The sequence below is a fragment of the Staphylococcus sp. AC872 genome, assembly GCF_979255425.1.
Genome location: NZ_CEEDKW010000002.1, coordinates 527897 through 554142, shown reverse-complemented (window position 1 = coordinate 554142; position 26246 = coordinate 527897). Strand labels below are relative to the sequence as shown.

The window sequence follows — 26246 nt, the reverse complement described above, 5'->3', positions numbered from 1 at the left end:
TAATGCAAGGGTCAAGTTACACAAGTAAATTGAAAGTTTGCTTCGTTGAAATATATGAGGTGAACCGATGTTAGTAGCTATAAATGAAAATCATGAATGTGTGTTAGCAAAGCAAGCAATAAAGAATCAGAATTATTTCTGTCCACATTGTAAATCAAAAGTGATTTTAAAAATTGGAACGAAAGTAATAGCACATTTTGCACATGTGAATCCTTGTAAGATATGGCGTTCAAAAGGGGAAAGTGCTTTGCATTATCAAACAAAATACAAAATTGCCTCCATGTTAAAAAGGTTGAATTTTAAAGTTGAAGTTGAACCATATTATGAGAATATACAACAGTTTCCTGATATTGTTGTTAATTCATCATTTGCGATTGAGGTACAATTTTCTAACATTCCGTTGTCTGAAATTCAAAAGCGTACCGCAGGGCTAATGAGTGTCGGACTTAGACCATTTTGGATTATCGAAGATATCAAATACAGAAACGGTAAATTGACATTAAATGATCATCAAGCCAGTTTTATAAATGCGACCCATAGGTCTTTGTATACATGGCAAGAAAAGTTTTGCCAATTAATCAGATATTCAAATATCCAGCATCTAGGAGGGCGGCAATTTCTTGCAAAAAGAGACATAGTTGAAGATATGACAATATTACTGACAGAAAAAAGACATAAAAACATGGTATGTTATAAATTAGGCGAAAGCCTTATAAATAGATATATCCAACATTGCCGTCGTAAGAATTCTGTATTAGAACCAACTCTAAGCGCTATGTATCAATTGCAACTCAATGACAAGCAAGTCATTCAACAGTTTGGCATTATTATCCCACTACAAATTTATATCAAACCCCATCCAATTGAATGGCAGCTACAACTTCGACTTTTAGAAATTCATGACGAATTGACGATTGCGAATATAGGGGCAGTGATTAAGTTGCGAGATTTTGCATATCATCATTACAGCAAATCAAAACTGTTAAATAAAATAATAGAACAGTATCAAAATGCACGAAAATTGAATTGTAATGACGTGCAAATTATCTATTAAAATGAGAAAATTAAGTTATTGATTATTTCGAGGAGGTTTACATGATGAGTCAACAATTATCTAGAGAAGAACAGGAACGTAAATATCCTGAATATACATGGGATTTAACAACGATATTCCCAAGTGATGATGCATTTGAAGCGGCATTTAAAGATGTCGAAAACGACATCGGTAAAGAAGAACAGTTTAAAGGTCACCTAGGAGATAGTGCAGATACTTTATATCAAGCCTTAGCATTAGAAGATGAAATAGGCACCAAATTAGAAAAGGTATATGTCTATGCCCACTTAAAACAAGACCAAGATACTGCCAATGATCAGTATACAGGCATGGAAGCACGTGCACATCAATTAATTATTAAATTTAGTTCAGCATGGAGTTTTTTAGTACCAGAAATTTTACAACTTGATGAAGAGACAATTCAAACATTTATTCAATCAAACGATAAATTAAAACAATATGAATTTGATCTACAACTCATCAATGAAAAGCGCCCACATATATTAGATGCTGATACTGAAAAATTATTGACTGAAGCACAAGATGCTTTATCTACGCCGTCTAACGTATATGGTATGTTCAGTAATGCGGATTTAGAATTTGAAGATGCTATTGATAAAGATGGTAAAGCACATCCGTTAACGCAAGGTACATTTATTAAATATCTAGAGTCAGATGATCGTGTTTTAAGAGAATCTGCATTTAGAAACGTATATAAAGCTTATGGATCTCATAACAATACTTTAGGAGCAACATTAGCAGGTGAAGTGAAGAAAAATGTGTTTAATGCGCGTACGCATCACTATAAATCTGCCCGTGAAAAAGCTTTAAGTAATAACCATATTCCAGAAGAAGTATATGATAATTTAGTTAAAACGGTTCACAAATACTTACCATTACTTCATAGATATACGCGTTTAAGACAAGAGTTATTAGGCATCGATGACTTAAAAATGTATGATTTATATACACCATTGGTGAAAGACGTTAAATTTGAAATGCCTTATGAAGAAGCTAAATCATGGATGTTAAAAGCACTTGAACCAATGGGAGAAGAATATTTAAACGTGGTTAAAGAAGGATTGGACAACCGTTGGGTTGATGTTTATGAAAACAAAGGTAAACGATCTGGTGGATATTCATCTGGTGCACATTTAACCAACCCATTCATCTTATTAAACTGGTCAGATACAGTTTCAGATTTATATACTTTAGTTCATGAATTTGGTCATTCAGCACATAGTTATTTCAGTCGTCAAAATCAACCATCCAATTTAAGTGACTATACAATATTTGTAGCTGAAGTAGCATCAACATGTAATGAAGCTTTATTAAGCGACTATATGGATAAGCATTTAGATGACGACAAACGTTTATTATTGTTGAATCAAGAACTTGAACGCTTTAGAGCAACTTTATTCCGTCAAACTATGTTTGCAGAATTTGAACATAAAATTCATCAAATTGAAGAAGCAGGGCAACCATTGACGCCGAATCGCATGAATGAAGAGTATGCCAAACTTAATAAACAATACTTTGGTGATGCAGTTGAAACAGATGAAGACATTAGTAAAGAATGGTCACGAATTCCTCACTTCTATATGAATTATTATGTATATCAATACGCAACTGGTTATAGTGCTGCACAAAGTTTAAGCCACCAAATCTTAACAGAGGGCCAACCAGCTGTTGAAAGATATATTAATGAATTCTTGAAAAAAGGTAGCTCAAATTATCCAATTGAAATCTTAAAAAATGCAGGTGTAGATATGACATCACCTGAACCAATTGAACAAGCATGTGAAGTCTTCGAACAGAAATTAGATGCTTTTGAAAAACTAATGAAAGCTTAATATGATTGAATTCGCTTACATTATGAACAGATTGTGACAATTTAAATTTAATCAAACACAAAGGTTGAAATGGGATATACGTCGTGTTATATTATGAACATGAAATTAATCACATAACAAACATACCCCTTTGTTTGAAGTGAAAAATTTCTCCCATCCCCTTTGTTTAGCGTCGTGTAATCAGACACGGCGTTTTTTTATTTGCTGTAAAATATGCAGTAAACAATATACATAAATTATACAAATTATGAATAAACAAAAAATAAGCGCAACAGATCATTTGATATCTGTTGCGCTTATTTTTAAATATTGAACCACAGTAAGTTTTCAACATTTAGGCATTTTAGATTTCCAAAACTTGCCATCAGGATAATTTAATTTTTCCACTTTCTGTTGTAGCATGAGTTTTTTCAATTCTTTATTTAATAATTTTTCAGGCCACTCATAAATCGTGAGTAACTCTTCCATTGTCACAAGTTGTTTCTGTTGTATATAAGTTTCTAACTTCGGAGGCAAATTCTTTTCAATTGGTGTCCCCATAAGTTCATTGATGATGTATGTGTATATGTGATATAGATAAAGACCTTCAACTTTTAATCCTTCTTCATGCACGTCTTCACTGAAGAATACGAGGGATGGAGATTGTTCTATTTCCATTTCACGTGCTATATGCAAATCAACTTTTAAACTTTCTGTTAGTTTGCTTTTCTGTAAGTCTTCTTTAAACACATCATAATCAATTCCAGCATTTTTTACACAATCACATATCATTTCTTCGGTGATAATATCGCGTTTTGGTATAATTTCATTTTGCATTAAATGAATAAATCGCTCTGCTCTTAAACGACCTTGTAATTCAGCTGCTTTGTAAGCTAATGCAATATTATCGAAATCAGAGGTGCTTTGTGCTTGGCATTTTGTTAAAACTTTTAATGAAGGATTAAGAATATGTCTTACACGTATATATTGATTATATTCAATTCTTAGTTTTGATAAGATTGCCGAAATTTTGAAACAATCTTTACTAAAGGGATCGAAAAAAGAGTAAATTTCTATTTTGCATACAGGTGATAGATCAGTATTTGCATCTTCACGACTCTTATTCTCCATTACTCTTAACTCTTCAGCCATGTCTTTTCACCTACAATTATTTTTCGGAATTCACCATATGATTAGCTGTTAGTCGCAATCTTTCAAATAAATAGTCACCAACCCCAGCAGGGAAGTTAGCATGATTAATTGCTATAGACATATTTTCTAACCAAGCATCGCGCTCATATTCAGTAATCGTAAATTCCATATGTCGTCTTTTCAACATGGGGTGTCCATGTTCCTGTGTATATAAATCAGGGCCTCCTAAAAACTGAGTTAAAAATTGCTTTTGTTTTCGACTCGTTTCTATAAAATCACCAGGGAATAAATGATTAATTCTATCGTCTTTTTCAACTAAATCATAAAAATGATCAATCATTTGATATAGTGCATCTTGCCCTATGATGTCATATGGTGTTTTAGGCATAATATCACCGTATTTCATTAATATATATCTAATATAACATGAATTTTTACATTTGAAAGTAATTTGCATTATGGCTTCCATTGTTGTTGTTAGGCTAAATTAGCTTTTCTGTTAAAGAAACGTTGGACTTTGTTTAATGGTTTTTCATGAGTCATATGAAATGATTTCAGTAAGTCATTAAACTTTTGTAAGCCCTCGTCATAATCATGTACTTCGAATTCTAGCTCGCAATCTTCTGTGCCAAGATACTCACTTTTATCTAACACAAGAAGTTCATTTTGATAGGAGGTTTCCATTCTATACGTAGTTAAAGCACCTAATATCAATAATGTGCCATCTTTAACGTCAAAGTCCTCCATTAGTATTTGTCTAATCTCATCTGGCAATTGGTCGTGATAAATTGTTTTGTCAATTTCAGGCTCAAGCGTGACATTGAAATTATATTCAGTTAAACCTACCTCTGCAGGTACTTTGAGTGTCATCTCATAAGTATTATTTTTAACGCGAATTCTTAATGCAGAATAGTGATCCTTAAGTTTAAAGTCTGCAGTATCTATATAGTAATTTGTTTGTTTGAAAGGTGATGTTTCTTTGAAATATTGATTTTTAATATCATTATATGCTGATTCACTAAGTATTTGTTTGAATTCAATTTCATTATTTGTTGTCATTCATTGTTACTCCTCTACAACGTTGTTTGTTTTATTAATAGTATGACTGAAATGGTTCTTGTTTTAAAGTGAGACAATGTTTTGAAAATAGAATCATTATAAAAAAATGAAATTAGAATAATAAGTCATATTAAAAAATTCAAATACATATAATAAAGTGACAATATTCGGCTACATACGTGTGATGTAAGCATAAATTATGTTAAACTAATATGGAATAAGGAGGGGCAAGCATGCGTATATATATAAATGAAATCAAAGTGAAAGACGATACAATTTACTGTTATTCAGAAGATTCAATCGAAGGATTAGAAGAAGTAGGACAAATGCTTGTTGACAGTGATAATTATGGATTTGCATACATCTTAGATGATGGTCAATCCTATTCGTATTTAATCTTTGTAGAAGAAACATGGTCGATGTTACATGAAAACAAAGGTAAGAAACTTATTGTAAACGATGAGTTAGAACTTAAACATTTCCAAGAGGAATTAGATTACATATTAGACAATATTGAAGGCAATAATAACTATGGTAAGGAGTTTGTTTCTGCTGTTGAAAAAACTTTTGAACTAGAATGAAGCGGAGTGAAGTAATATGAACCAGTGGGATCAATTTTTAACACCGTATAAACAGGCTGTTAATGAATTAAAAGTTAAATTAAAAGGATTACGTAAACAATATGAGATTAGTGAACACAGTTCTCCCATTGAATTCGTAACAGGCCGCGTTAAACCTATTTCAAGTATTATAGATAAAGCAAACAAAAGGGAAATTCCATTTGATAGATTAAGAGAAGAAATGTATGACATAGCTGGACTCAGAATTATGTGCCAATTTGTGGATGATATAGATGTCGTAGTTAATATATTACGTCAACGTAAGGATTTTAGTGTTGTTGAAGAAAGGGACTATATTCGCAATACCAAACCAAGTGGATATCGCTCTTACCACGTAATTATTGAATATCCTATTGAAACATTAAATGGACAAAAATCTATTTTAGCTGAAATTCAGATTAGAACGTTGGCTATGAATTTCTGGTCAACCATAGAACATACATTACGATATAAATATGATGGAGATTATCCAGATGAGATACAGCATCGTTTAGAAAGGGCGGCAGAAGCGGCTTACTTATTAGATGAAGAAATGTCCGAGATTAAAGATGAAATTCAAGAAGCACAGAAATATTATACTCAAAAGCGTGCAAAAAAACATGAAAATGACTAATGAGGTGTAAACATGCGTTATACAATCCTAACTAAAGGTGATTCGAAATCTAATGCGTTAAAGCATAAAATGATTAACTATATGAAAGATTTTCAAATGGTTGAAGATAATGAAAACCCAGAAATAGTCATTTCAGTCGGTGGGGATGGCACTTTATTACAAGCCTTTCATCAATATAGTCATATGCTTTCGAAAGTGGCGTTTGTTGGTGTGCACACCGGACATTTAGGGTTTTATGCTGACTGGTTACCTCATGAAGTCGAGAAATTGATTATTGAAATCAATAATTCAGAATTTCAAGTTATTGAATATCCATTATTGGAAATCATTGTTCGATATAATAATAATGGTTATGAAACAAGGTATTTAGCATTGAATGAAGCTACAATGAAAACTGAAAATGGATCAACATTAGTTGTGGATGTTAATATTCGTGGTAAACATTTTGAGCGTTTTAGAGGAGATGGGCTATGTATATCTACGCCATCTGGATCAACAGCATACAATAAAGCATTAGGTGGCGCATTAATTCATCCATCTTTAGAAGCAATGCAAATTGCAGAAATTGCTTCAATCAACAATCGTGTGTTTAGAACAGTGGGGTCGCCATTAGTACTTCCTAAACATCACACGTGTTTGATAACACCGGTCAATCATGACACAATAAGAACTACGATTGATCACGTGAGTATTAAGCATAAAAATGTAAATGCAATCCAGTATAGAGTAGCAAATGAAAAGGTAAGATTTGCACGCTTCAGACCATTCCCATTTTGGAAGAGGGTACACGATTCATTTATTTCAAGTGATGATGAAGTATGATTTTCAGATATACGATTACACAGCAAGAAACGCTTAAATCATTTTTACAACGACATGACTTTTCGAAGAAGACAATTAGCGCCATTAAAACTAATGGCGCTTTACTTGTCAATCAGAGACATGTCACTGTGAGATATCAATTGAATTTTGGTGATCAGCTAGAAGTTCAACTACCTATAGAAGTACCCAGTGCCAATTTAACACCTTATATGAAGCCACTAGATATATTATTCGAAGATGACTATATCATTATTGTATCTAAACCTAATGGACAAAACTGTGCACCGTCACGTGAACATCCACATGAAAGCTTAGTTGAACAAGTATTAGGTTATTTACATCATAAAGGTGAACGAACCAATCCTCATATAGTAACCCGTTTAGACCGCAATACTACTGGGATTGTACTTTTTGCGAAATATGGATATATACATCATTTATTTTCAAAAGCCAAAATGGACAAAGTTTATACGTGTTTAGCATACGGTATGACTGAACCTAGTGGCATGATTGAAGCTCCTATTGCAAGAAGCGATGAAAGTATTATAGAAAGATGTGTATCTGAGAACGGGAAATATGCCAAAACAGTGTTTCGTACTTTAAAACAAAAAGAGAATGTTAGTTGCTGTGAAGTACAACTCTGTACGGGTCGAACTCATCAAATTAGAGTGCATTTTCAATATATCGGTCACCCTTTAATAGGTGATACATTGTATGGTGGAAAACATGGTAAAATAGAGGGGCAGTGCTTACATTGTTCAAAACTCATTTTTGAACATCCAGTTAATAAAAATATGATACATATCGAAATTGATCATAAACAACTCAATCAATGGTATGACTTAATATAAAAAATTGTTTTGGAGGTGTTTAATTTGTCTAACGACACAGAATTAAAAGAGAAAGAAAATGTGAACGAAGACGTTTATGATAAAGATTTATTAGATCAATTATTACAAGATGGCGATATTGATGCATTTAGAGAAGAATTTTTATCAATGCATAATTACGAACAAAGTGAGTACTTTGAAGATACCGATGAAGAAAAACGGCAAAAGATATTCGAATTCTTATCTCCTAGTGAAGTTGCTGATTTCTTCGACCATTTAGATATAGATGATGAAGAATATGAGGAGCTATTCGATAATATCAATGCAAACTATGCGAGTCATATTTTAGAAGAGATGTCTTACGATAATGCGGTAGATATTTTAAACGAATTATCCAAACCGAAAGTTGCTAGTTTACTCACATTAATGAATAACGAAGATGCAAATGAAATCAAAGCATTGTTACATTATGAAGAAGATACTGCCGGCGGTATTATGACGACGGAATATCTTTCTTTAAAATCAACAACGCCTGTGAAAGAAGCATTGATGCATGTTAAAGAGCAAGCGCCTAATGCAGAAACCATATATGTCATTTTTGCTGTGAATGAAGATGATCAACTAGTAGGTGTTTTATCATTAAGGGATTTAATCACCGCTGAAAACGATGCTTATATTGAAGATGTCATGAGCGAACGTGTCATTAGCGTTGACGTTGCAACAGACCAAGAAGACGTTGCACAAATCATGAGAGACTATGATTTTATTGCGGTACCAGTAGTAGATTATCAAAATCATTTGCTAGGTATCATTACAATCGATGACATTCTAGATGTAATGGACGAAGAAGCTAGTGAAGACTACTCTCGTTTAGCCGGGGTTTCTGATATTGATTCTACGAATGACTCTGTGATTAAAACAGCGATGAAACGTTTACCGTGGTTAATCATTTTAACGTTTTTAGGCATGATTACTGCGACGATTCTAGGTAGTTTTGAGGATACATTATCTAAAGTTGCACTATTAGCAGCATTCATTCCTATTATTAGCGGGATGTCAGGTAATTCTGGTACACAATCATTAGCCGTTTCTGTACGTAATATCTCAACAGGAGATATTGATGAACAAAGCAAGTTTAAAGTAGCTTTAAGAGAAGCGGGAAGCGGATTATTATCTGGAATTGTCTGTTCAATTATTTTAATCATTATTATCATTTCAATCTATCGACAACCTTTATTAGCAGTCATCGTAGGTGGTAGTTTGACATGTGCTATGACAGTAGGAACATTAGTAGGTTCAATGATTCCATTACTTATGAATAAATTAAAAATTGATCCAGCAGTAGCAAGCGGTCCATTTATTACTACAATTAATGATATTGTTAGTATGTTAATTTATTTTGGCTTAGCAACATCATTTATGTCTTATTTAACTTAAGGAGGAACGAATGGAGTTCTTATCACTTGTGATTGTAGTCGTTGCTGCATTTTTAACACCTATTATCGTTAATAGGTTAAATATCAACTTTTTGCCAGTGGTTGTCGCTGAAATCTTAATGGGAATTATCATAGGAAATTCATTTTTAAATCTCGTAACAAAAGATTCTATGCTTAATATTCTTTCAACATTAGGATTTATCTTTTTAATGTTTTTAAGTGGTTTGGAAATTGATTTTAATGCGTTTAAAAAGGATTCACGCCCACGACAAGGTGAAAGTAAAGAAGAAAAGAAAGTGCCTGGGCATTTAAATCTAGCTATGTTAGTTTTCGGTTTAATCATGATTGTATCAATCATTTTAGCTTTTGCATTTAAATGGTTTGGTTTAATCGACGATGTATTATTAATGGTTATTATCATTTCAACAATTTCTTTAGGCGTCGTAGTACCGACATTAAAAGAAATGAACATTATGAGAACTACGATTGGACAATTTATCCTATTAGTAGCGGTATTAGCTGATTTAGTCACAATGATATTATTAACTATATATGGTGCGGTGAACGGCCATGGTGGTAGTACGATTTGGCTAACAGGTATATTAGTTGTATTTACAATCGTATTTTATGTTATCGGTGTACTATTTAAGCGTATGTCGTTTTTACAAAAGTTAATGGGTGGTACAACTCAAATTGGTATTCGTGCCGTCTTTGCGCTTATTATATTGCTTGTAGCTTTGGCTGAAGGCGTAGGGGCAGAATACATACTCGGTGCATTTTTAGCCGGTGTTGTAGTGTCATTATTAAATCCTGACGAAGAAATGGTTGAAAAGTTAGATTCCTTTGGTTATGGATTCTTTATTCCAATTTTCTTCATTATGGTAGGAGTCGATTTAAATATTCCGTCACTTGTTAAAGAACCATCATTACTGATTATTATTCCAATATTAATCTTGGCATTTATTGTATCTAAGTTGATACCAGTATTCTTAATCAAACGTTGGTTTGATTTGAAAACCACGATTGCCTCTGGTTTTTTATTAACATCGACGTTATCGCTTGTGATTGCAGCAGCTAAAATTGCTGAACAACTTAAGACGATCTCACCTGAAACATCAGGGTTACTGATATTAAGTGCTGTAATTACATGTGTATTTGTACCAGTCATCTTTAAAAAATTATTCCCTGTGCCAAATGAAATGAATCGTCGTATAGAAGTTAGTTTAATTGGTAAAAACCAACTTACTATTCCAATTGCTCAGAATTTAACGTCACAACTATACGATATTTCACTCTATTATCGTAAGGATTTAAGTGACAGTCGAAAATTATCCGATGAAATTACAATGATTGAAATAGCTGACTATGAACAAGAGATATTAGAAAGATTAGGTCTATTTGATCGTGATATTGTTGTTTGTGCGACGAATGATGATGAAATAAATAGAAAAGTGGCTTTAATGGCTAAAGAACATGGTGTTGAACGTGTTATTTGTAGATTAGAAAGTACTAATGAAGATATGGAAATGAAATCATTAGGTATTGAAATTTTCAGTAACTACTTAAGTAATAAGATTTTACTTAAAGGATTAATAGAAACACCAAATATGCTTAACTTATTAAGTAACGTAGAAACGTCTCTATATGAAATTCAAATGTTGAATCACCAATATGAAAATATGCAATTACGTAACTTCCCATTCGGTGGAGATATAATCTTCGTGAGAATTGTCCGTAACAATGATTCTATCGTTCCACACGGTGACACACAATTGCGCTATAAAGATAGATTGATTGTTACAGGTTCAAAAGAATATGTTGACGAATTAAAACAAGAATTAGAATTTTATTATTAATATATAATAGCAATCGTCTGTAAGTATAAGGAATACTTACAGGCGATTTGTTATTGATGAAGAAAGTCTAAATTGATGATTGAAGTTATACCAATCTAAAATACTTTATTATCTGGTACTAAAAGTGTTAGAATATGATGAGTGAATAAAGAAGGAAACGTTTGAAATAAACTAACATATATCTAAATTAAAGGAGTTATTTGCATGTTAAATCTAGAAAATAAAACTTACGTCATTATGGGAATTGCTAATAAACGTAGTATTGGTTTTGGTGTTGCAAAAGTATTGGACCAATTAGGTGCAAAATTAGTATTTACATATCGTAAAGAACGTAGCCGTAAAGAATTAGAAAAATTATTAGATCAATTAAATCAACCTGAAGCACGTTTATATCAAATTGATGTTCAAAGTGATGAAGATGTTATCAATGGATTTGCGAAAATTGGTGAAGAAGTAGGTAATATAGACGGTGTTTACCACTCAATCGCATTTGCAAATATGGAAGATTTAAGAGGACGTTTCTCTGAAACTTCAAGAGATGGTTTCTTATTAGCACAAGATATTAGTTCATATTCTTTAACAATTGTTGCACACGAAGCTAAAAAATTAATGCCTGAAGGCGGTAGCATAGTTGCAACTACTTATTTAGGTGGCGAATTTGCAGTACAAAACTATAATGTTATGGGTGTTGCCAAAGCAAGTTTAGAAGCCAATGTTAAATATTTAGCATTAGACTTAGGTGAAGATAATATCCGTGTTAATGCAATTTCAGCAGGTCCTATCCGTACGCTAAGTGGAAAAGGTGTTGGTGGTTTCAATACTATTCTTAAAGAAATTGAAGAACGTTCACCATTAAAACGTAATGTGGATCAAGAAGAAGTAGGTAAAACTGCTGCATACTTATTAAGTGACTTATCAAGTGGTGTTACAGGTGAAAATATTCATGTAGATGGTGGATTCCACGCAATTAAATAATTGAGTTATTAACTATTTATGTATATTACTTATAACATAATAAAAGACCAAGTGATTAATAAAATAATCACTTGGTCTTTTTGTTTTATAAATAAGATTAATCTTTGACATTGCTATTTGCTTTATCGATAATACGCTGACGATATTTAAAGATATTGCTAATAACTGTTTTTAACACTGCGTATAAAGGTACGGCAATCAGAATGAGAGTGAAACCACCTAAATCACCTGCAGCTAATATGACAACAATAATTGTTAATGGATGCATGCTAAGTGATTTACCCATTACATTTGGCGTGATGACATTACCTTCTAATTGTTGAGCAATTAACGTAATGACACATACCCAAATGAAAGTTGAAGGTCCATCGATAATACCTAAAATAGCTGCTGGCGTGAAAGATAGCCATGGGCCTAAGAATGGTATTAAGTTGGCAACACCAGCGAATAAAACAAGTAACGGTGTATAGGGTAAGCCGATTATTGTATAACCAATATACAAAATGATACCTAAAATAACACTCACCGTCACTTGACCTTGGATGTAAGATTTTAATGTATAGTTTAAGTCTTTTAATAAATCTACGACAAATACTTTACGTTCACCTTTGAAAAATTTAGCTACAGCAGGAATAAATTTTTCATGATCTTTCAACATGTAAATAAGGAAGAACGGTACCATGATTAATAAAAAGATAGTAGAAATTAATGATGTGATATATGAAATTGAGTTAGATAACACATCAGTCACGCCATCTCCCATTGATTTAACCATGTTATTAATTCGATGTGTGACATCACTTGGTAATTTATCAATTTGTGTTAGTGAGAAATTGATTAAACGCTCAGTTTCTCTTTGTAAGGCAGGTGTTTGTTTAATTAGGTTATTAATATTTGAAATAATGATAGGTGCGATAAATGCTACAACAATAGCGATAATTGCAATTAATACTACAAATATAGTTAAAATACTTGCCCATCTTGGGAATCCCCATTTTTCTAATAATGTTTGAAATGGTAAACATATGTAGAATAAAAATCCACTAATTAAAAAAGGAAGAAAAACAGAACCGATGATAGTTACAACTGGTGTAAATACTTCATGCACTTGCATAAATAGCTTGATGAGTATGAACAACATAATTAGAGCTATGCCGGTTCTAAACCAAACTTTGTTTAACATATATATAGATCCTCCTGAAAATTTTCATTTTTTATAGTCTTATATAGTATATCTCAAATTGAAAAGCTACAAAAGAGTCATGATTGATAAAGTGTCATATTGAGTAAGTTAAAAATACATATTATTTAATGAAAATTCTGAAAATATATTGTAAAGTGTAAATGTACATTGTATAATTTTTTTAATCGATAATAATTAAGGGGGTATACGATGATTGAAAAAATCGTTACATTTTTAAATGATCTCGTCTGGAGTAAACCATTAGTATACGGACTATTATTAACAGGGATTTTATTTAGTTTGAGAATGCGTTTTTTCCAAGTGAGACATTTTAAAGAGATGATACGTTTAATGTTCCAAGGGGAAAAGTCACCAAGTGGTATTACAAGTTTTCAAGCTATAGCAATGTCATTAGCAGGGCGTGTAGGGACAGGTAACATTGTAGGTGTGTCGACTGCTATATTTATTGGAGGACCAGGCGCTGTATTCTGGATGTGGATTAGCGCCTTTCTAGGTGCGAGTAGTGCATTTATTGAATCCACTTTAGGACAAATTTTTAAACGTGAAGATAAGGGAGAATATCGAGGTGGACCAGCATACTATATTGAATATGGGATAGGTGGAAAATTCGGGAAAATATATGGTTTAGTATTCGCGATTGTTACAGTCATTTCAGTAGGTCTACTCTTACCCGGTGTACAATCAAATGCAATTGCAAGCTCTATGCATAATGCTTTTAATGTTCCGAATTGGATAGTAGCTATTATAGTTGTCATTATTTTAGCATTAATTATTTTTGGTGGATTACGTTCAATTGCTAATGTTGCTACAGCAGTTGTACCGTTTATGGCAGTCATATATATATTAATGGCAATAGTCATTATTATTATTAATATCCAACATGTTCCAGCTTTATTTGCACTTATTTTCAAATCTGCGTTTGGGTTACAGTCAGCGTTTGGTGGTATAGTCGGTGCCATGATTGAGATAGGTGTAAAAAGAGGGTTATATTCTAATGAAGCAGGACAAGGGACAGGACCGCATGCCGCATCTGCTGCAGAAGTTTCTCACCCAACAAAACAAGGACTCGTTCAATCATTCTCAGTTTATGTAGATACATTATTTGTATGTACAGCAACAGCACTCATTATTTTACTTTCAGGTACATATAACGTAACAGATGGTCAGACTAATTCGAATGGCACACCACATTTAATCAAAGATGGAGGAATATTTGTAGAAAATGCAGATGGCAGTAAAGATTATTCAGGTACTGCAATGTATGCTCAAGCAGGTATAGATAAAGCTTTCCATGGAAGTGGTTACCATTTTGATCCCCATTTTTCTGGTATTGGTTCATACTTTATTGCCATTGCTTTATTCTTCTTTGCCTTTACGACGATATTGGCTTATTACTATATCGCAGAGACTAATGTAGCATATTTAACTAGACATCAAAGTAAAAGTACTACACACATCTTCTTTATCATAGCAAGATTAGCTTTATTATTTGCAACTTTTTATGGTTCAATTAAAACAGCCGATGTCGCATGGGCTTTAGGGGATTTAGGTGTTGGATTAATGGCATGGTTGAATATTATAGCAATTTGGATATTGCATAAACCTGCGTTAGAAGCCCTCAAAGATTATGAACGACAAAAGGCACATTTGGGTTCTGGCTACCATGCGGTTTACAAGCCTGATGCAAAGAAAATTCCTAATGCAATATTTTGGTTGAAAACTTATCCAGAAAGATTGAAAAATGAAAAATAAATAATGAGTTTATTATTTAAAGAATTAGAGTAATTAGTTATCATTTGTAAGTCATTATTAGATTAAGTACAACAAATTAACATATTGCTGATTTAATTTTGCAGTGTTTATCAAAGTTCATAACGCACATAATTTAAAAATATAACGTCTCTTGGTACAATATAAATAATACTACTAGGGGGCGTTTTAACATGTCTGAATTTAAACCAGGTAAAATTAACAAACATATATTTTATAGTGACATATTAGAAAGAGATGTTACTATTTCTATTTACTTGCCTGAAGAATATACTGATTTATTTAAATACCAAGTGATTATATGCTTCGACGGTTTGGATTTTTTAAGGTTTGGACGAATCCAACGAGAATATGAAAAGCTACGTAAAGATAATGAAATTCAAAGAGCGATTATTGTTGGTTTTCATTATGAAGATGTAGAAAAACGTCGTGAAGAGTTTCATCCAAAAGGTAGCCGATCACATTTAACTGTCCAAGCAGTTGGTAAAGAACTATTACCATTTATAGATGCGACTTTTCCTACTTATAAAGTGGGGAATGCTCGACTATTGATGGGTGATAGTTTAGCTGGAAGTATAGCATTACTTACAGCCCTAACCTATCCAACGATATTTAGCCAAGTAGCAATGTTAAGTCCACAATACGATGAAGTGGTTAAAGAAAAGGTTGAGGGGTGTGACACGAAATCACAACTTTCTATTTGGCATGGAATCGGTTTAGAAGAGGAAGACTTCACATTACCTACGAATGGCAAGAGAGCTAACTTCTTAACACCTAATCGCGAGTTGAATGCACTTATTAATCAATTTGATGTTCGTTATCACTATCAAGAATTTGAAGGTGGTCATAATTGGAAATCATGGAAACCTTTATTAGGGGATATTTTAAAATACTTTTTAGATGAGGAATTACCAGAGTAAATTATACTTATTAATGATCAAGTTCAATCGTTATTCAAATTAATAACGTACAAATATTATTATGTATATTGTTTAAAATAGAAAAAATATTTTTAAGTTTAAAGTAACGGTTTTCATAGAATTTTGATATAATGGAAATAGGTTAAACAAAGGAGGAATTCAAATGATTTTAGGATTAGCTTTAATCCCATCAAAGTCATTTCAAGAAGAGGTAAATGCATATCGTAAGCGTTATGATACACATTATGCGCAAATTATGCCACATATTACTGTGAAATCTCAATTTGAAATTAACGATGCGGATTTAGATTCAGTTAAAAAAGAAATTGAAACTCGAATTAAAGGTATTTCATCAATTGATATTCATGCAACTAAAGCATCTAGCTTTAAACCAGTAAATAATGTCATTTACTTTAAAGTTGCTAAGAATGATGAACTTGAAGAAATTTTCGATCGTTTTAATACAGATGATTTCTATGGTAAGGCCGAACATCAATTTGTACCTCATTTTACAATTGCTCAAGGTCTTTCAAGCCAAGAATTTGAAGATATTTATGGTCAAGTAGAGTTAGCAGGGGTAGATCATAAAGAGACAATCGATGAATTATCATTACTACAATTTAGCACTGAAGAAGATAAATGGAAAGTTATCGATACATTTAAGTTAAATTAAAAATTATAAATAGTTATAAAAAATGGAGTGAGATAGTGGAATCTATGATACATAGATCTTTATCTCACTCCATTTTTATTTAATTAGCACGTTTTCTATTTATAAAGTAATAGCCATAAAATAAGGCTAAAACTAAGAAAATAAGTGCAGAAAAATAGAAAGTATTATTTAAATTATTAGTAAACTGTGTAATTAAGCCACCTAATAAAGGACCAATCATAGACCCAAAACCTTGCACACTATTAAATACACCCCAAGTTTCTTCTTGCTCTTTTGGATTGATGTGTCCAGCCATAAAAGTATTCCATGCGGGTAATAAGATACCGTACATGAGACCAATGAATAACGCGATTCCCCACACAATATATATATTTGTGATTAATGATAATCCAAATATCATAAGTGTGTATAAGATGAACCCGCCAAATATAATACTATACATAAAGCCTCTACTATTTTTATCAATTATTTTTGAAAGAAATAGCATTGATATAGCACAACCAATTCCACCTATCATGATTGCGATTGTATATTCAATCGTTGAGACATGTACTATTTTTGTAGCATATGTGGGTAGAATAGGTATTAAAGCTGAAATTGCTGCACCTTGGAGTAATATACCTGGGAATAAAATAATATGTCGCTTAGTTACATCTACAATCTGTAATAATTGTTCTTTTACAGGTTTAGTATTGTAATTAGTCAATTGAATATTAACAAAGTAGTATAATATCCATGCGATTAATACGACTAAAGACATCATAAATACAAAATGTAATGGGTGTATCTTAATTAAGAAGTTCATTACTACCCAACCGACTAATAAACCTAACAACCACGCAAAATATACGTAACCCATCTGCTTACCACGTTTATCTTCTTGAACGCTTGATAGCATGATAACCCAAATAGGACTAACGGCTATACCAAGCATGATTGCGCTAATTATGATGACTATTGGTGATGATGGGAACCAAATAACTAAGAATAAACTTAGAAATGCTAGTAAAAACCCAGAAGTTAATACTAATTTAGCGCCAAACTTCTTTAATAAAAAGCCAATCACAAAATTTGTAGCTGCATCTGCTATAAAATGTATAGAAAATGCTAAAGATGTCACTGCAACTGCAATAGAAGTGACAGTAGGTAGGTAGTTAATATAACTTAATATGTACATACCTCTAGCAAATTCCATAAGAAATAAAATGACAAGCATAATTATAAAGTTTTTATTATTAGAATAGTTATTTAACGAAGAATCTTGCATACAAAGGCACCTTTCCATAAATCTCTTCTGGTTGCGAAGAATGGCCTAATAGTTCTAATAGGTCTTTGCATAATTTTTGAGTGGCATACTCAATTTTAGATTCTCTCATGTTTGAAGTCATTTTATTTAATATTGATTCATTATTTGTAAGATGCGTAACGATATCTATAGCCTCTTCAGGTGTATTGGCAATTTTACCAAACGTCATATCCTCAAAATAATTCGCATTTTCTAATTCTTGTCCTGGAGCTGGATTTAAGAAAATCATTGGAATACAACGAGTAAGCCCTTCTGAAATTGTAATACCACCAGGTTTTGTAACCATTAATTGACTTGATGCCATCCATTCATTCATATGTTTTGTAAAACCTAGAATGAGAACATCAGGATGATCTTTGAATTGAGCTTGTAAAGAGCGTTTTAATTCTTTACTACGACCACAAATCATAACAACTTGTGAATGTTTACTTTTCTCTAAAATTTCATTAATCATTTGGTCGAATCCTTTTGAAACACCAAAAGCACCTGCAGACATTAATATTGTAGGTCTATCAGGATCTAAGTGATGTTTACTCAACCAAGCTCTTTGATCAATATGTTCTTCGAATTTATCTGAAATGGGGATTCCCGTGACTTTAATTTGAGAGGCAGGTACGCCTGCTTCGATAAAATCTTTCTTGGTATCTTCAGTGGCTACATAATAGCGATCAGATTCTGGTGTAATCCAGTTTTTATGCATTCTGTAATCAGTCATCACTGTAGCAACTGGAATATTGATATTAAATTGTTCTGTTAAAACAGACATAACTGGTGTAGGGAATGTTAATAAAATTAAATCTGGTTTTTCATTAATGAGTATATTAATCAATTTATTTAGACCATAATATTTATAAAAACATTTATCTAGTTGATCAGGGCGGCTATAATAAAAGTTTTTATACATATTTCTGAAATATCTAAAGCTATTGATATACCATTTTTTACATATAGAAGTTAAAATAGGATGCGCTTCCATAAATAGGTCGTGTTGAATCACACTTAAATGGTCCAAATTCATTTCATTTAATTGGTTTACGATGCTTTGAGTAACTTGCATATGACCGTTACCGAAAGAACCAGTAATAATCAATATCTTTTTATTTTGAGTAACCATTAAAAGCCACCCTCCGTTAATTTTTAAAATTTATAATAAGTGTAACGTATTTTAATACATTATAAAAGGAATATCGTGATTACGTGTACATGAAATACCATTGATTTGTAGCAATTTAGTCTTAATTACAATTTAAAAGGGTAATATGACATTGCTTGAAAAATTGTATTTATGCATTATACCACAACTATCTTAAAAATAAATTTGAAAGAACTTAATACAAGTGATGGATTTTCTTTATAATTACTTTATATAAGGTTGATAATCTATTTATAATGTTAGCATGGTTTAACAAATATGTATTATTAAAATCTATCAAATAACAAGAATTTTAGTTTTATTTAATAGTAGATTAATATATAAGGTATAAATTTACATTTTCAAAGTTTTGAATAAGCTAAATTAATATTCCTCTTGAACATACAAAGGAATAACGCGACTTAATCGCTATAGAATCAATAAACTAATATTATAAGAAATTGGCATAAAATAAGTCAGTTAAAATTGTTTAGGATTAACTGGTATTTATATAGAAAGAATAAATTTATCATAGTCACCAAAACGTGTATAATAGACTTATTGTAAAAAAAGGAGCGATTCATTTTGAATGCGAGTGTATTGTTCGAAAAAATTCGAGTAAAACAAGTAATAGGAACATTAGATAAAGAAGTCGTAGATATCACTACTGATTCAAGAACGGCTAAAGAAGGCAGTATTTTTGTCGCATCAAAAGGTTATACAGTTGATAGCCATAAGTTTTGTCAAAATGTAGTAGATCAAGGATGTAGCATCATTGTGGTCAATAGAGAGCAAGACTTAAATGGCGATGTGACTCAAATTATAGTACCCGACACTTTAAGAGTGGCGAGTTTATTAGCACATGAATTGTTTGACTTTCCAAGTCATCAATTAGTTACATATGGCGTAACAGGAACAAATGGTAAAACGTCTATAGCAACTATGATTCATTTAATTTATAGAAAGTTAAATAAAAATAGTGCTTATTTAGGAACAAATGGATTCCAAATAAACGAAACAAAAACAAAAGGTGCGAATACAACCCCGGAAACAGTATCTCTAACTAAAAAAATTAAAGAAGCTGTTGATGAAGGTGCTGAAGCAATGACAATGGAAGTATCTAGTCATGGATTATCATTAGGTCGTTTAAGAGGCGTTGAATTTGATGTTGCCATTTTTTCTAATTTAACTCAAGATCATTTAGATTTTCACGGCACAATGGAAGCATATGGACATGCTAAATCGCTGTTATTTAGTCAATTAGGTGAAGACCTCGCTAAAGAAAAATATGTTGTATTAAACAATGATGATGATTTTTCAGAATATCTAGCTTCCGTAACGCCGTATGAGGTATTTACGTATGGCATAGATAATGATGCACAGTTTAGAGCAATTAATGTAGAAGAATCTTTACAAGGTGTTAAATTTGAATTTGACACGCCATTTGGTAGTTATCAAGTTGAAAGTCCATATGTAGGTAAATTCAATATTTCAAACATTATGGCAGCGATGATAGCGGTTTGGAGTAAAGGAGCTACATTTGAAGAAATCATTGAAGCGGTCAAATCACTTGAACCAGTAGAGGGGCGTTTAGAAGTATTAGACCCTAGTTTGACTATAGATTTAATTATAGATTATGCCCATACTGCAGACGGAATGAATAAACTTATTGATGCAGTCAAGCCATTTGTGAAACAAAAACTTATCTTCTTAGTAGGTATGGCTGGTGAAAGAGACATGACCAAAACGCCTGAAATGGGTAGTGTAGCTTGTCGTGCTGATTACGTTATTTTCACGCCTGATAATCCTGCCAATGATGATCCTAAAATGCTTACAGCTGAATTAGCTAAGGGTGCCACTCACTCAAATTATGTTGAATTTGAAGATAGAGCAGAAGGCATTAAACATGCAATTGATGTTGCAGAACCTGGTGATACTGTAGTACTAGCTTCAAAAGGTAGAGAACCTTATCAAATTATGCCCGGGCATGTAAAGGTACCACACCGTGATGACTTAATTGGTTTAGAAGCGGCGTATAAAAAATTTGGTGGTGGACCTGTTGAAGATTAGAGAATATACAGGGGGCACTTCCCCATTTCAAGTATATTTTCATAGGTTGAATGAAACAGTACTTATTGCTATACCTGATCAATTTTGGTCAGTTGAAGTTGCAATTGATTTAACTCGAGCAGAAATTAACGATACGTTATTGATGCAATTTTTCACATTTAATGATGAAGAAGAAGCCCAGAAATTAGCAAGTACAGTAACTAATTGGATTGAAACAATACTAAAGGAGAATGATTAATGAATATAAAGGAAGAAGTAGAGTCAAGAAAGACTTTTGCGATTATTTCCCATCCAGATGCTGGGAAAACAACATTAACTGAAAAACTATTATTCTTCAGTGGTGCTATTCGTGAAGCGGGTACTGTTAAAGGTAAAAAAACAGGTAAATTCGCTACAAGTGACTGGATGAAAGTAGAGCAAGAACGTGGTATTTCAGTAACGAGTTCTGTAATGCAATTTGATTATGATGATTATAAGATTAATATTTTAGATACACCCGGGCACGAAGACTTTTCTGAAGACACGTATCGTACTTTAATGGCAGTAGATAGTGCTGTGATGGTGATTGACTGTGCAAAAGGTATAGAGCCTCAGACATTAAAACTATTTAAAGTTTGTAAGATGCGTGGTATTCCTATCTTCACTTTTATTAACAAGTTAGACCGTGTCGGTAAGGAACCATTTGAATTATTGGATGAAATTGAAGAAACATTAAATATTGATACATATCCAATGAATTGGCCAGTAGGTATGGGCCAAAACTTCTTTGGTATTATTGATAGAAAATCTAAATCTATTGAACCATTTAGAGATGAAGAGAATATCTTACACCTAAATGATGATTTTGAATTAGAAGAAGATCATGCAATTAAAAATGATAGTGCATTCGAACAAGCAATAGAAGAGTTAATGTTAGTTGAAGAAGCAGGCGAAAATTTTGATAACGAGGCATTATTAAATGGTGAATTGACACCAGTATTCTTCGGCTCAGCTTTAGCTAATTTCGGAGTTCAAAACTTTTTAAATGCTTACGTTGATCATGCTCCAATGCCAAATGCACGTCAAACTAAAGAAGATGTTGAAGTAAGTCCTTTTGATACAGATTTTTCAGGTTTTATATTTAAAATTCAAGCAAACATGGACCCTAAACATAGAGATAGAATTGCATTTATGAGAGTAGTTAGTGGTGCATTTGAACGTGGTATGGATGTAACCTTACAACGTACGAATAAAAAACAAAAGATCACACGATCAACATCATTTATGGCCGATGATAAAGAAACAGTTAATCATGCAGTTGCAGGAGATATAATAGGTTTATACGATACAGGAAATTACCAAATCGGAGATACATTAGTTGGCGGAAAACAAGACTTTAGTTTCCAAGATTTACCACAATTCACTCCAGAAATATTTATGAAAGTATCAGCGAAAAATGTCATGAAACAAAAGCATTTTCATAAAGGTATCGAACAATTAGTACAAGAGGGTGCGATTCAATACTATAAAACATTGCATACGAATCAAATTATTTTAGGTGCAGTTGGACAGCTACAATTTGAAGTTTTCGAACATCGTATGAACAATGAATACAATGTAGATGTAGTGATGGAACCAGTAGGTCGTAAAATTGCAAGATGGATTGAAAATGAAGATGATATTAAAGATAATATGAATACATCTCGTTCAATACTTGTACACGATCGTTATGATAATTATGTATTTTTATTTGAAAACGAGTTTGCAACACGTTGGTTTGAAGAAAAGTTCCCAGACATTAAATTATATAGTTTATTATAATATGTTTGTCTATATACTAGTGCGGGTATCAGTTGTTATATAATGGTGATGTTATAAAATTATAAATTGTCATTATATCAATTAGCTTGTATAATAAGTATATTCACAAATAAATACCTATGACACTCATGTCAGAGGGGAGTAACTTGATAGTCACTGAATAAATTTGAGTGATTTTACACTTTATCGTCATTACGAAGTATTCACTTCCGGTAAAGTGGGCAATAGTATTTGCTAAGTGAGACCTTTGCTATTATTTAGCATAGGTCTCTTTATTTGTATTAAATTTAAAGGAGTTGTCCACTATGGATCCGAGTTTGTTATTATCCTATGCATGGGTATTACTAGTCTTAGTATTTTTAGAGGGTCTTTTAGCTGCTGATAATGCAATAGTAATGGCAGTTATGGTAAAGCATTTACCACCTGAGCAAAGAAAGAAAGCACTATTTTATGGTTTATTAGGTGCATTTGTATTTAGATTTTTAGCATTATTCTTAATTAGTATCATTGCTAATTTCTGGTTTATACAAGCAGCAGGAGCTGTATATTTAATCTATATGTCAATTAAGAATTTATGGGAGTTCTTCCATAAAAAAGATGACAAGAATCATGAAAATGTCGGAGATGATCATCACTTTGACGAAGATGGTCAAGAAAAGAAAGTTGGTCCAAAAGCATTCTGGGGCACAGTATTTAAAGTAGAATTTGCAGATATTGCATTTGCTATTGATTCCATGTTAGCAGCATTAGCAATCGCTGTGACTCTACCAAAAGTAGGTATACATTTTGGTGGAATGGACTTAGGTCAATTTTCAGTAATGTTCTTAGGCGGTATGATAGGTGTTATTCTAATGCGTTTCGCAGCAACTTGGTTTGTTGAATTATTAAATAAATATCCTGGTTTAGAAGGCGCAGCTTTCGCAATTGTAGGTTGGGTCGGTATTAAATTAGTCGTATTAGTATTAGCACATAAAGACGTAGGTATTTTACCAGAAGAATTCCCACATACAGTTTTATGGCAATCTATTTTCTGGGCTGTCCTAATATTACTTGTTGTTATTGGTTGGTTAACATCAGCTGTAAATAATAAAAAGAATAAGAAATAATGAACTAAGGCTTCGTATATTATTACGAAGTCTTATTTAATGCTTGTTTAACATTGCAGTTTTAATAATAAAATATTAAAATTTATATATACATAATACTATTTATTAGGGTAATACATATCATTGTGAAAAATGTTACCTTAAACCCATTGAGTATGTCATAATAAAAGTAATTGATTGAAATGATAGGAGTGGCTATCTAGTGGATAAAAATAAAAAACAAGTAATTCCTCGTAAAAGCTATCGACGTCAACGTCGTGAATTTTTTCATAACGAAGAAAGAGAGGAAAGAGTAGAAAAACAAAGACAAGAAGAAAGAATTCAAGCTAAAAAGGATGAATACCAAGCTAAAGTTAATGAAGAAAGAGTTAAAGATAACTTAAGAAAAGCAAGAATAGAAAAGTTAACTAAAGAAGAAATCCAACAACAACAAAATCAAGTATCAAATCATAATGATAAATCAAATAAAACGCAACAAGCTCATGAAAATAGTAAGTCGAAATTAACATTACCAGAGGAACAGCAACTTAAACGAGATCAAAATCACAAAAATCAATCATCACAAGATAACAATCAAGATGATAATGAAAGTTCCACTCTCGTGCAGAATCAAAGTGATAAATTAGCGTCTAAAACATTTCAAGAAGATCATCTAAAAAGTGGTGGTGAATCTGAAACTAAAAAGAACAACAGTAAAGCAGAATCTAGTAGTAATTTAAATAAACAAGCAACTTATGTTAAAAAACATGATTTTGAATCTGAAAATAAACATCCGTATCAAAGCAATCAAAATGCTAAACAAAATCAATTTGAAACAAAGAAAGATAATGCAACTTCAACTCGTGATAAAACAGAAAATAAAACTGATTATCTAGATATTATCAAGTCATTCTTTATGGAACATTGGCCTAAAATAGCTATTATTATTGGAGTGATATTATTAATTATTATACTTAACGCTATTTTTACTAATGTTAATAAAAATGATCATACAAATGACAGTGCTTTAACACCTACGAATAAACATTATACTGACACAATGAAAAGTGCGAATAGTACAGTAAAATCTGTAGTAACAGTGGAGAACGAAGGGTCAAAAAATACTTCAGTTCCAAATAATACATCTAAAGCAGATAATGAAATTGGTTCAGGTGTCGTCTACAAGAAAGTGGGCGACTCTCTTTTTATTATGACAAATGCGCATGTAGTTGGTAATAAAGATAAGCAAAAGATAACATTTGGTAATAATAAGTCGGTTCAAGGAAAAGTGATCGGTACGGATAAATGGTCAGATATAGCAGTCATTAAAGCTAAAAGTGCAGATGATTCTGTAAAAGCCATCACTACTGGTAATTCTAATCATCTTGTTTTAGGAGAGCCTATAATTGTAGTTGGTAACCCATTAGGTGTAGATTTCAAAGAAAGTGTATCTGATGGTATAGTCTCTGGTTTAGATAGACATGTACCAGTAGATATTGATAAAGATGATAGCTACGATGTACTAATGAAAGCATTTCAAATAAATGCGCCGGTTAATCCCGGAAATTCTGGTGGCGCAGTTGTTGATAGAGATGGTAAACTAATAGGTATTGTTTCTCTGAAAATTGATATGAATAATGTGGAAGGTATGGGATTTGCAATACCAATTAATGATGCTCAAAAAATAGCTAATCAATTAGAAAAAGAGGGAAAAGTTGAATATCCTAATACTGGAATTAAAATTAAAAATGTAGCTGATATTGATGATGACGAACGCCAATCAATCAAATTACCTAATAGTGTTAAAAATGGTATTATTGTTGGCGAAGTAAAACCCAATGCTCCTGGCGATAAATCAGGGTTGAAAAAAGATGATGTCATAGTAGAATTAGATGGGAAAAGAATTGAAGATAATTTAAGATATAGACAAATTATATTTAGTCATAGAGAAGACAAAAGTACATTAAAGGCTAAAGTGTATAGAGATGGAAAAGTCATTAATATAGATATAAAACTAAAATAATGTTGAGGTGAATT

Annotated in this window: 23 protein-coding genes and 1 riboswitch; of the genes, 17 read left to right on the top strand and 6 right to left on the bottom strand. The window is 32.1% G+C overall.

Annotation, left to right across the window (positions count from 1 at the left end):
* Positions 1 to 67: 67 nt before the first annotated feature.
* A complete protein-coding gene (locus ACZ267_RS05650; RefSeq protein ID WP_002465630.1) occupies positions 68 to 1054 on the top strand; it encodes a competence protein CoiA in 987 nt (328 codons plus the stop codon).
* Between the two features lie 44 nt (positions 1055 to 1098).
* The gene (pepF, locus tag ACZ267_RS05645; protein ID WP_079449057.1) at positions 1099 to 2907 is read left to right on the top strand and encodes an oligoendopeptidase F; all 1809 of its coding nucleotides are present in this window, start codon (positions 1099 to 1101) and stop codon (positions 2905 to 2907) included.
* Positions 2908 to 3234: 327 nt separating this feature from the next.
* On the opposite strand, the gene yjbH is transcribed toward pepF, so the two are convergent.
* The 3 genes from yjbH to ACZ267_RS05630 all read right to left on the bottom strand — a co-directional run bounded on the left by yjbH (position 3235) and on the right by ACZ267_RS05630 (position 5097).
* Entirely contained in the window at positions 3235 to 4038 is an 804-nt protein-coding gene (gene yjbH, locus ACZ267_RS05640; protein WP_079449058.1) for a protease adaptor protein YjbH, read from the bottom strand.
* A gap of 16 nt (positions 4039 to 4054) precedes the next feature.
* Positions 4055 to 4426 carry a truncated hemoglobin YjbI gene (locus tag ACZ267_RS05635; RefSeq protein WP_015365216.1) on the bottom strand — a complete coding sequence of 124 codons (372 nt, stop codon included), beginning with the start codon at positions 4424 to 4426 and terminating at the stop codon, positions 4055 to 4057.
* A gap of 89 nt (positions 4427 to 4515) precedes the next feature.
* Positions 4516 to 5097 carry a CYTH domain-containing protein gene (locus ACZ267_RS05630; protein WP_002465631.1) on the bottom strand — a complete coding sequence of 194 codons (582 nt, stop codon included), beginning with the start codon at positions 5095 to 5097 and terminating at the stop codon, positions 4516 to 4518.
* Between the two features lie 233 nt (positions 5098 to 5330).
* On the opposite strand from ACZ267_RS05630, the gene ACZ267_RS05625 reads away from it, so the two are divergent.
* The 7 genes from ACZ267_RS05625 (at position 5331) to fabI (ending at position 12249) form a co-directional block, all read left to right on the top strand.
* Complete coding sequence (locus ACZ267_RS05625) at positions 5331 to 5678, top strand: UPF0738 family protein (protein WP_002450768.1); 348 nt, start codon at positions 5331 to 5333, stop codon at positions 5676 to 5678.
* 16 nt (positions 5679 to 5694) lie between these two features.
* Positions 5695 to 6330 carry a GTP diphosphokinase gene (gene yjbM / locus ACZ267_RS05620; protein ID WP_002450767.1) on the top strand — a complete coding sequence of 212 codons (636 nt, stop codon included), beginning with the start codon at positions 5695 to 5697 and terminating at the stop codon, positions 6328 to 6330.
* Positions 6331 to 6342: 12 nt separating this feature from the next.
* A complete protein-coding gene (locus tag ACZ267_RS05615; protein ID WP_002450766.1) occupies positions 6343 to 7152 on the top strand; it encodes an NAD kinase in 810 nt (269 codons plus the stop codon).
* A complete protein-coding gene (locus ACZ267_RS05610; protein WP_002465618.1) occupies positions 7149 to 8003 on the top strand; it encodes an RluA family pseudouridine synthase in 855 nt (284 codons plus the stop codon). Before ACZ267_RS05615 ends, ACZ267_RS05610 begins: the two co-directional genes overlap by 4 nt.
* Before the next feature lie 24 nt (positions 8004 to 8027).
* Positions 8028 to 9419 (top strand): magnesium transporter, encoded by a 1392-nt coding sequence (mgtE, locus tag ACZ267_RS05605; protein ID WP_002465623.1) that lies wholly within the window; start codon positions 8028 to 8030, stop codon positions 9417 to 9419.
* 10 nt (positions 9420 to 9429) lie between these two features.
* Positions 9430 to 11274, top strand: a complete 1845-nt coding sequence (locus tag ACZ267_RS05600; protein WP_002465616.1) for a monovalent cation:proton antiporter family protein — start codon at positions 9430 to 9432, stop codon at positions 11272 to 11274.
* Between the two features lie 204 nt (positions 11275 to 11478).
* Complete coding sequence (gene fabI, locus ACZ267_RS05595) at positions 11479 to 12249, top strand: enoyl-ACP reductase FabI (protein WP_079449059.1); 771 nt, start codon at positions 11479 to 11481, stop codon at positions 12247 to 12249.
* A gap of 97 nt (positions 12250 to 12346) precedes the next feature.
* Here fabI and cozEa read toward each other — a convergent pair whose 3' ends face one another.
* Positions 12347 to 13432 carry a lipoteichoic acid biosynthesis protein CozEa gene (gene cozEa / locus ACZ267_RS05590; RefSeq protein ID WP_002465608.1) on the bottom strand — a complete coding sequence of 362 codons (1086 nt, stop codon included), beginning with the start codon at positions 13430 to 13432 and terminating at the stop codon, positions 12347 to 12349.
* A 210-nt stretch (positions 13433 to 13642) separates the two neighbouring features.
* On the opposite strand from cozEa, the gene ACZ267_RS05585 reads away from it, so the two are divergent.
* The 3 genes from ACZ267_RS05585 (at position 13643) to ACZ267_RS05575 (ending at position 16816) form a co-directional block, all read left to right on the top strand.
* The gene (locus ACZ267_RS05585; protein WP_002465639.1) at positions 13643 to 15205 is read left to right on the top strand and encodes an alanine/glycine:cation symporter family protein; all 1563 of its coding nucleotides are present in this window, start codon (positions 13643 to 13645) and stop codon (positions 15203 to 15205) included.
* Between the two features lie 191 nt (positions 15206 to 15396).
* Positions 15397 to 16143 carry an esterase family protein gene (locus tag ACZ267_RS05580; protein WP_002465611.1) on the top strand — a complete coding sequence of 249 codons (747 nt, stop codon included), beginning with the start codon at positions 15397 to 15399 and terminating at the stop codon, positions 16141 to 16143.
* 163 nt (positions 16144 to 16306) lie between these two features.
* A complete protein-coding gene (locus ACZ267_RS05575; RefSeq protein ID WP_002465632.1) occupies positions 16307 to 16816 on the top strand; it encodes a YjcG family protein in 510 nt (169 codons plus the stop codon).
* Between the two features lie 79 nt (positions 16817 to 16895).
* Here the strand turns inward: ACZ267_RS05575 and ltaA are convergent, their stop codons facing one another.
* Entirely contained in the window at positions 16896 to 18083 is a 1188-nt protein-coding gene (gene ltaA / locus ACZ267_RS05570) for a lipoteichoic acid biosynthesis MFS flippase LtaA (protein ID WP_015365213.1), read from the bottom strand.
* The gene (locus ACZ267_RS05565) at positions 18061 to 19236 is read right to left on the bottom strand and encodes a diglucosyl diacylglycerol synthase (protein ID WP_002465636.1); all 1176 of its coding nucleotides are present in this window, start codon (positions 19234 to 19236) and stop codon (positions 18061 to 18063) included. Before ACZ267_RS05565 ends, ltaA begins: the two co-directional genes overlap by 23 nt.
* A gap of 603 nt (positions 19237 to 19839) precedes the next feature.
* Here ACZ267_RS05565 and ACZ267_RS05560 point away from each other — a divergent pair.
* From ACZ267_RS05560 to ACZ267_RS05540, 5 genes are all read left to right on the top strand, one after another.
* Positions 19840 to 21324 carry a UDP-N-acetylmuramoyl-L-alanyl-D-glutamate--L-lysine ligase gene (locus tag ACZ267_RS05560; protein WP_079449060.1) on the top strand — a complete coding sequence of 495 codons (1485 nt, stop codon included), beginning with the start codon at positions 19840 to 19842 and terminating at the stop codon, positions 21322 to 21324.
* Complete coding sequence (locus ACZ267_RS05555) at positions 21314 to 21562, top strand: YueH family protein (protein ID WP_015365212.1); 249 nt, start codon at positions 21314 to 21316, stop codon at positions 21560 to 21562. The genes ACZ267_RS05560 and ACZ267_RS05555 overlap by 11 nt, the downstream gene beginning before the upstream one ends.
* Positions 21562 to 23124 (top strand): peptide chain release factor 3, encoded by a 1563-nt coding sequence (locus ACZ267_RS05550; RefSeq protein ID WP_002465627.1) that lies wholly within the window; start codon positions 21562 to 21564, stop codon positions 23122 to 23124. The genes ACZ267_RS05555 and ACZ267_RS05550 overlap by 1 nt, the downstream gene beginning before the upstream one ends.
* A 124-nt stretch (positions 23125 to 23248) precedes the next feature.
* A riboswitch (yybP-ykoY riboswitch) is annotated at positions 23249 to 23360 on the top strand.
* Positions 23361 to 23429: 69 nt separating this feature from the next.
* The gene (locus tag ACZ267_RS05545; RefSeq protein WP_002465607.1) at positions 23430 to 24230 is read left to right on the top strand and encodes a TerC family protein; all 801 of its coding nucleotides are present in this window, start codon (positions 23430 to 23432) and stop codon (positions 24228 to 24230) included.
* Positions 24231 to 24432: 202 nt separating this feature from the next.
* Positions 24433 to 26232, top strand: a complete 1800-nt coding sequence (locus ACZ267_RS05540) for a trypsin-like peptidase domain-containing protein (RefSeq protein ID WP_015365211.1) — start codon at positions 24433 to 24435, stop codon at positions 26230 to 26232.
* Positions 26233 to 26246 lie beyond the last annotated feature (14 nt).

Coding starts and splice junctions, on each gene's coding strand:
- ACZ267_RS05650 (WP_002465630.1), top strand. CDS start 68: ATGTTAGTAGCTATAAATGAAAATCATGAATGTGTGTTAGCAAAGCAA.
- pepF (WP_079449057.1), top strand. CDS start 1,099: ATGAGTCAACAATTATCTAGAGAAGAACAGGAACGTAAATATCCTGAA.
- yjbH (WP_079449058.1), bottom strand. CDS start 4,038: ATGGCTGAAGAGTTAAGAGTAATGGAGAATAAGAGTCGTGAAGATGCA.
- ACZ267_RS05635 (WP_015365216.1), bottom strand. CDS start 4,426: ATGCCTAAAACACCATATGACATCATAGGGCAAGATGCACTATATCAA.
- ACZ267_RS05630 (WP_002465631.1), bottom strand. CDS start 5,097: ATGACAACAAATAATGAAATTGAATTCAAACAAATACTTAGTGAATCA.
- ACZ267_RS05625 (WP_002450768.1), top strand. CDS start 5,331: ATGCGTATATATATAAATGAAATCAAAGTGAAAGACGATACAATTTAC.
- yjbM (WP_002450767.1), top strand. CDS start 5,695: ATGAACCAGTGGGATCAATTTTTAACACCGTATAAACAGGCTGTTAAT.
- ACZ267_RS05615 (WP_002450766.1), top strand. CDS start 6,343: ATGCGTTATACAATCCTAACTAAAGGTGATTCGAAATCTAATGCGTTA.
- ACZ267_RS05610 (WP_002465618.1), top strand. CDS start 7,149: ATGATTTTCAGATATACGATTACACAGCAAGAAACGCTTAAATCATTT.
- ACZ267_RS05600 (WP_002465616.1), top strand. CDS start 9,430: ATGGAGTTCTTATCACTTGTGATTGTAGTCGTTGCTGCATTTTTAACA.
- fabI (WP_079449059.1), top strand. CDS start 11,479: ATGTTAAATCTAGAAAATAAAACTTACGTCATTATGGGAATTGCTAAT.
- cozEa (WP_002465608.1), bottom strand. CDS start 13,432: ATGTTAAACAAAGTTTGGTTTAGAACCGGCATAGCTCTAATTATGTTG.
- ACZ267_RS05585 (WP_002465639.1), top strand. CDS start 13,643: ATGATTGAAAAAATCGTTACATTTTTAAATGATCTCGTCTGGAGTAAA.
- ACZ267_RS05580 (WP_002465611.1), top strand. CDS start 15,397: ATGTCTGAATTTAAACCAGGTAAAATTAACAAACATATATTTTATAGT.
- ACZ267_RS05575 (WP_002465632.1), top strand. CDS start 16,307: ATGATTTTAGGATTAGCTTTAATCCCATCAAAGTCATTTCAAGAAGAG.
- ltaA (WP_015365213.1), bottom strand. CDS start 18,083: ATGCAAGATTCTTCGTTAAATAACTATTCTAATAATAAAAACTTTATA.
- ACZ267_RS05565 (WP_002465636.1), bottom strand. CDS start 19,236: ATGGTTACTCAAAATAAAAAGATATTGATTATTACTGGTTCTTTCGGT.
- ACZ267_RS05550 (WP_002465627.1), top strand. CDS start 21,562: ATGAATATAAAGGAAGAAGTAGAGTCAAGAAAGACTTTTGCGATTATT.
- ACZ267_RS05545 (WP_002465607.1), top strand. CDS start 23,430: ATGGATCCGAGTTTGTTATTATCCTATGCATGGGTATTACTAGTCTTA.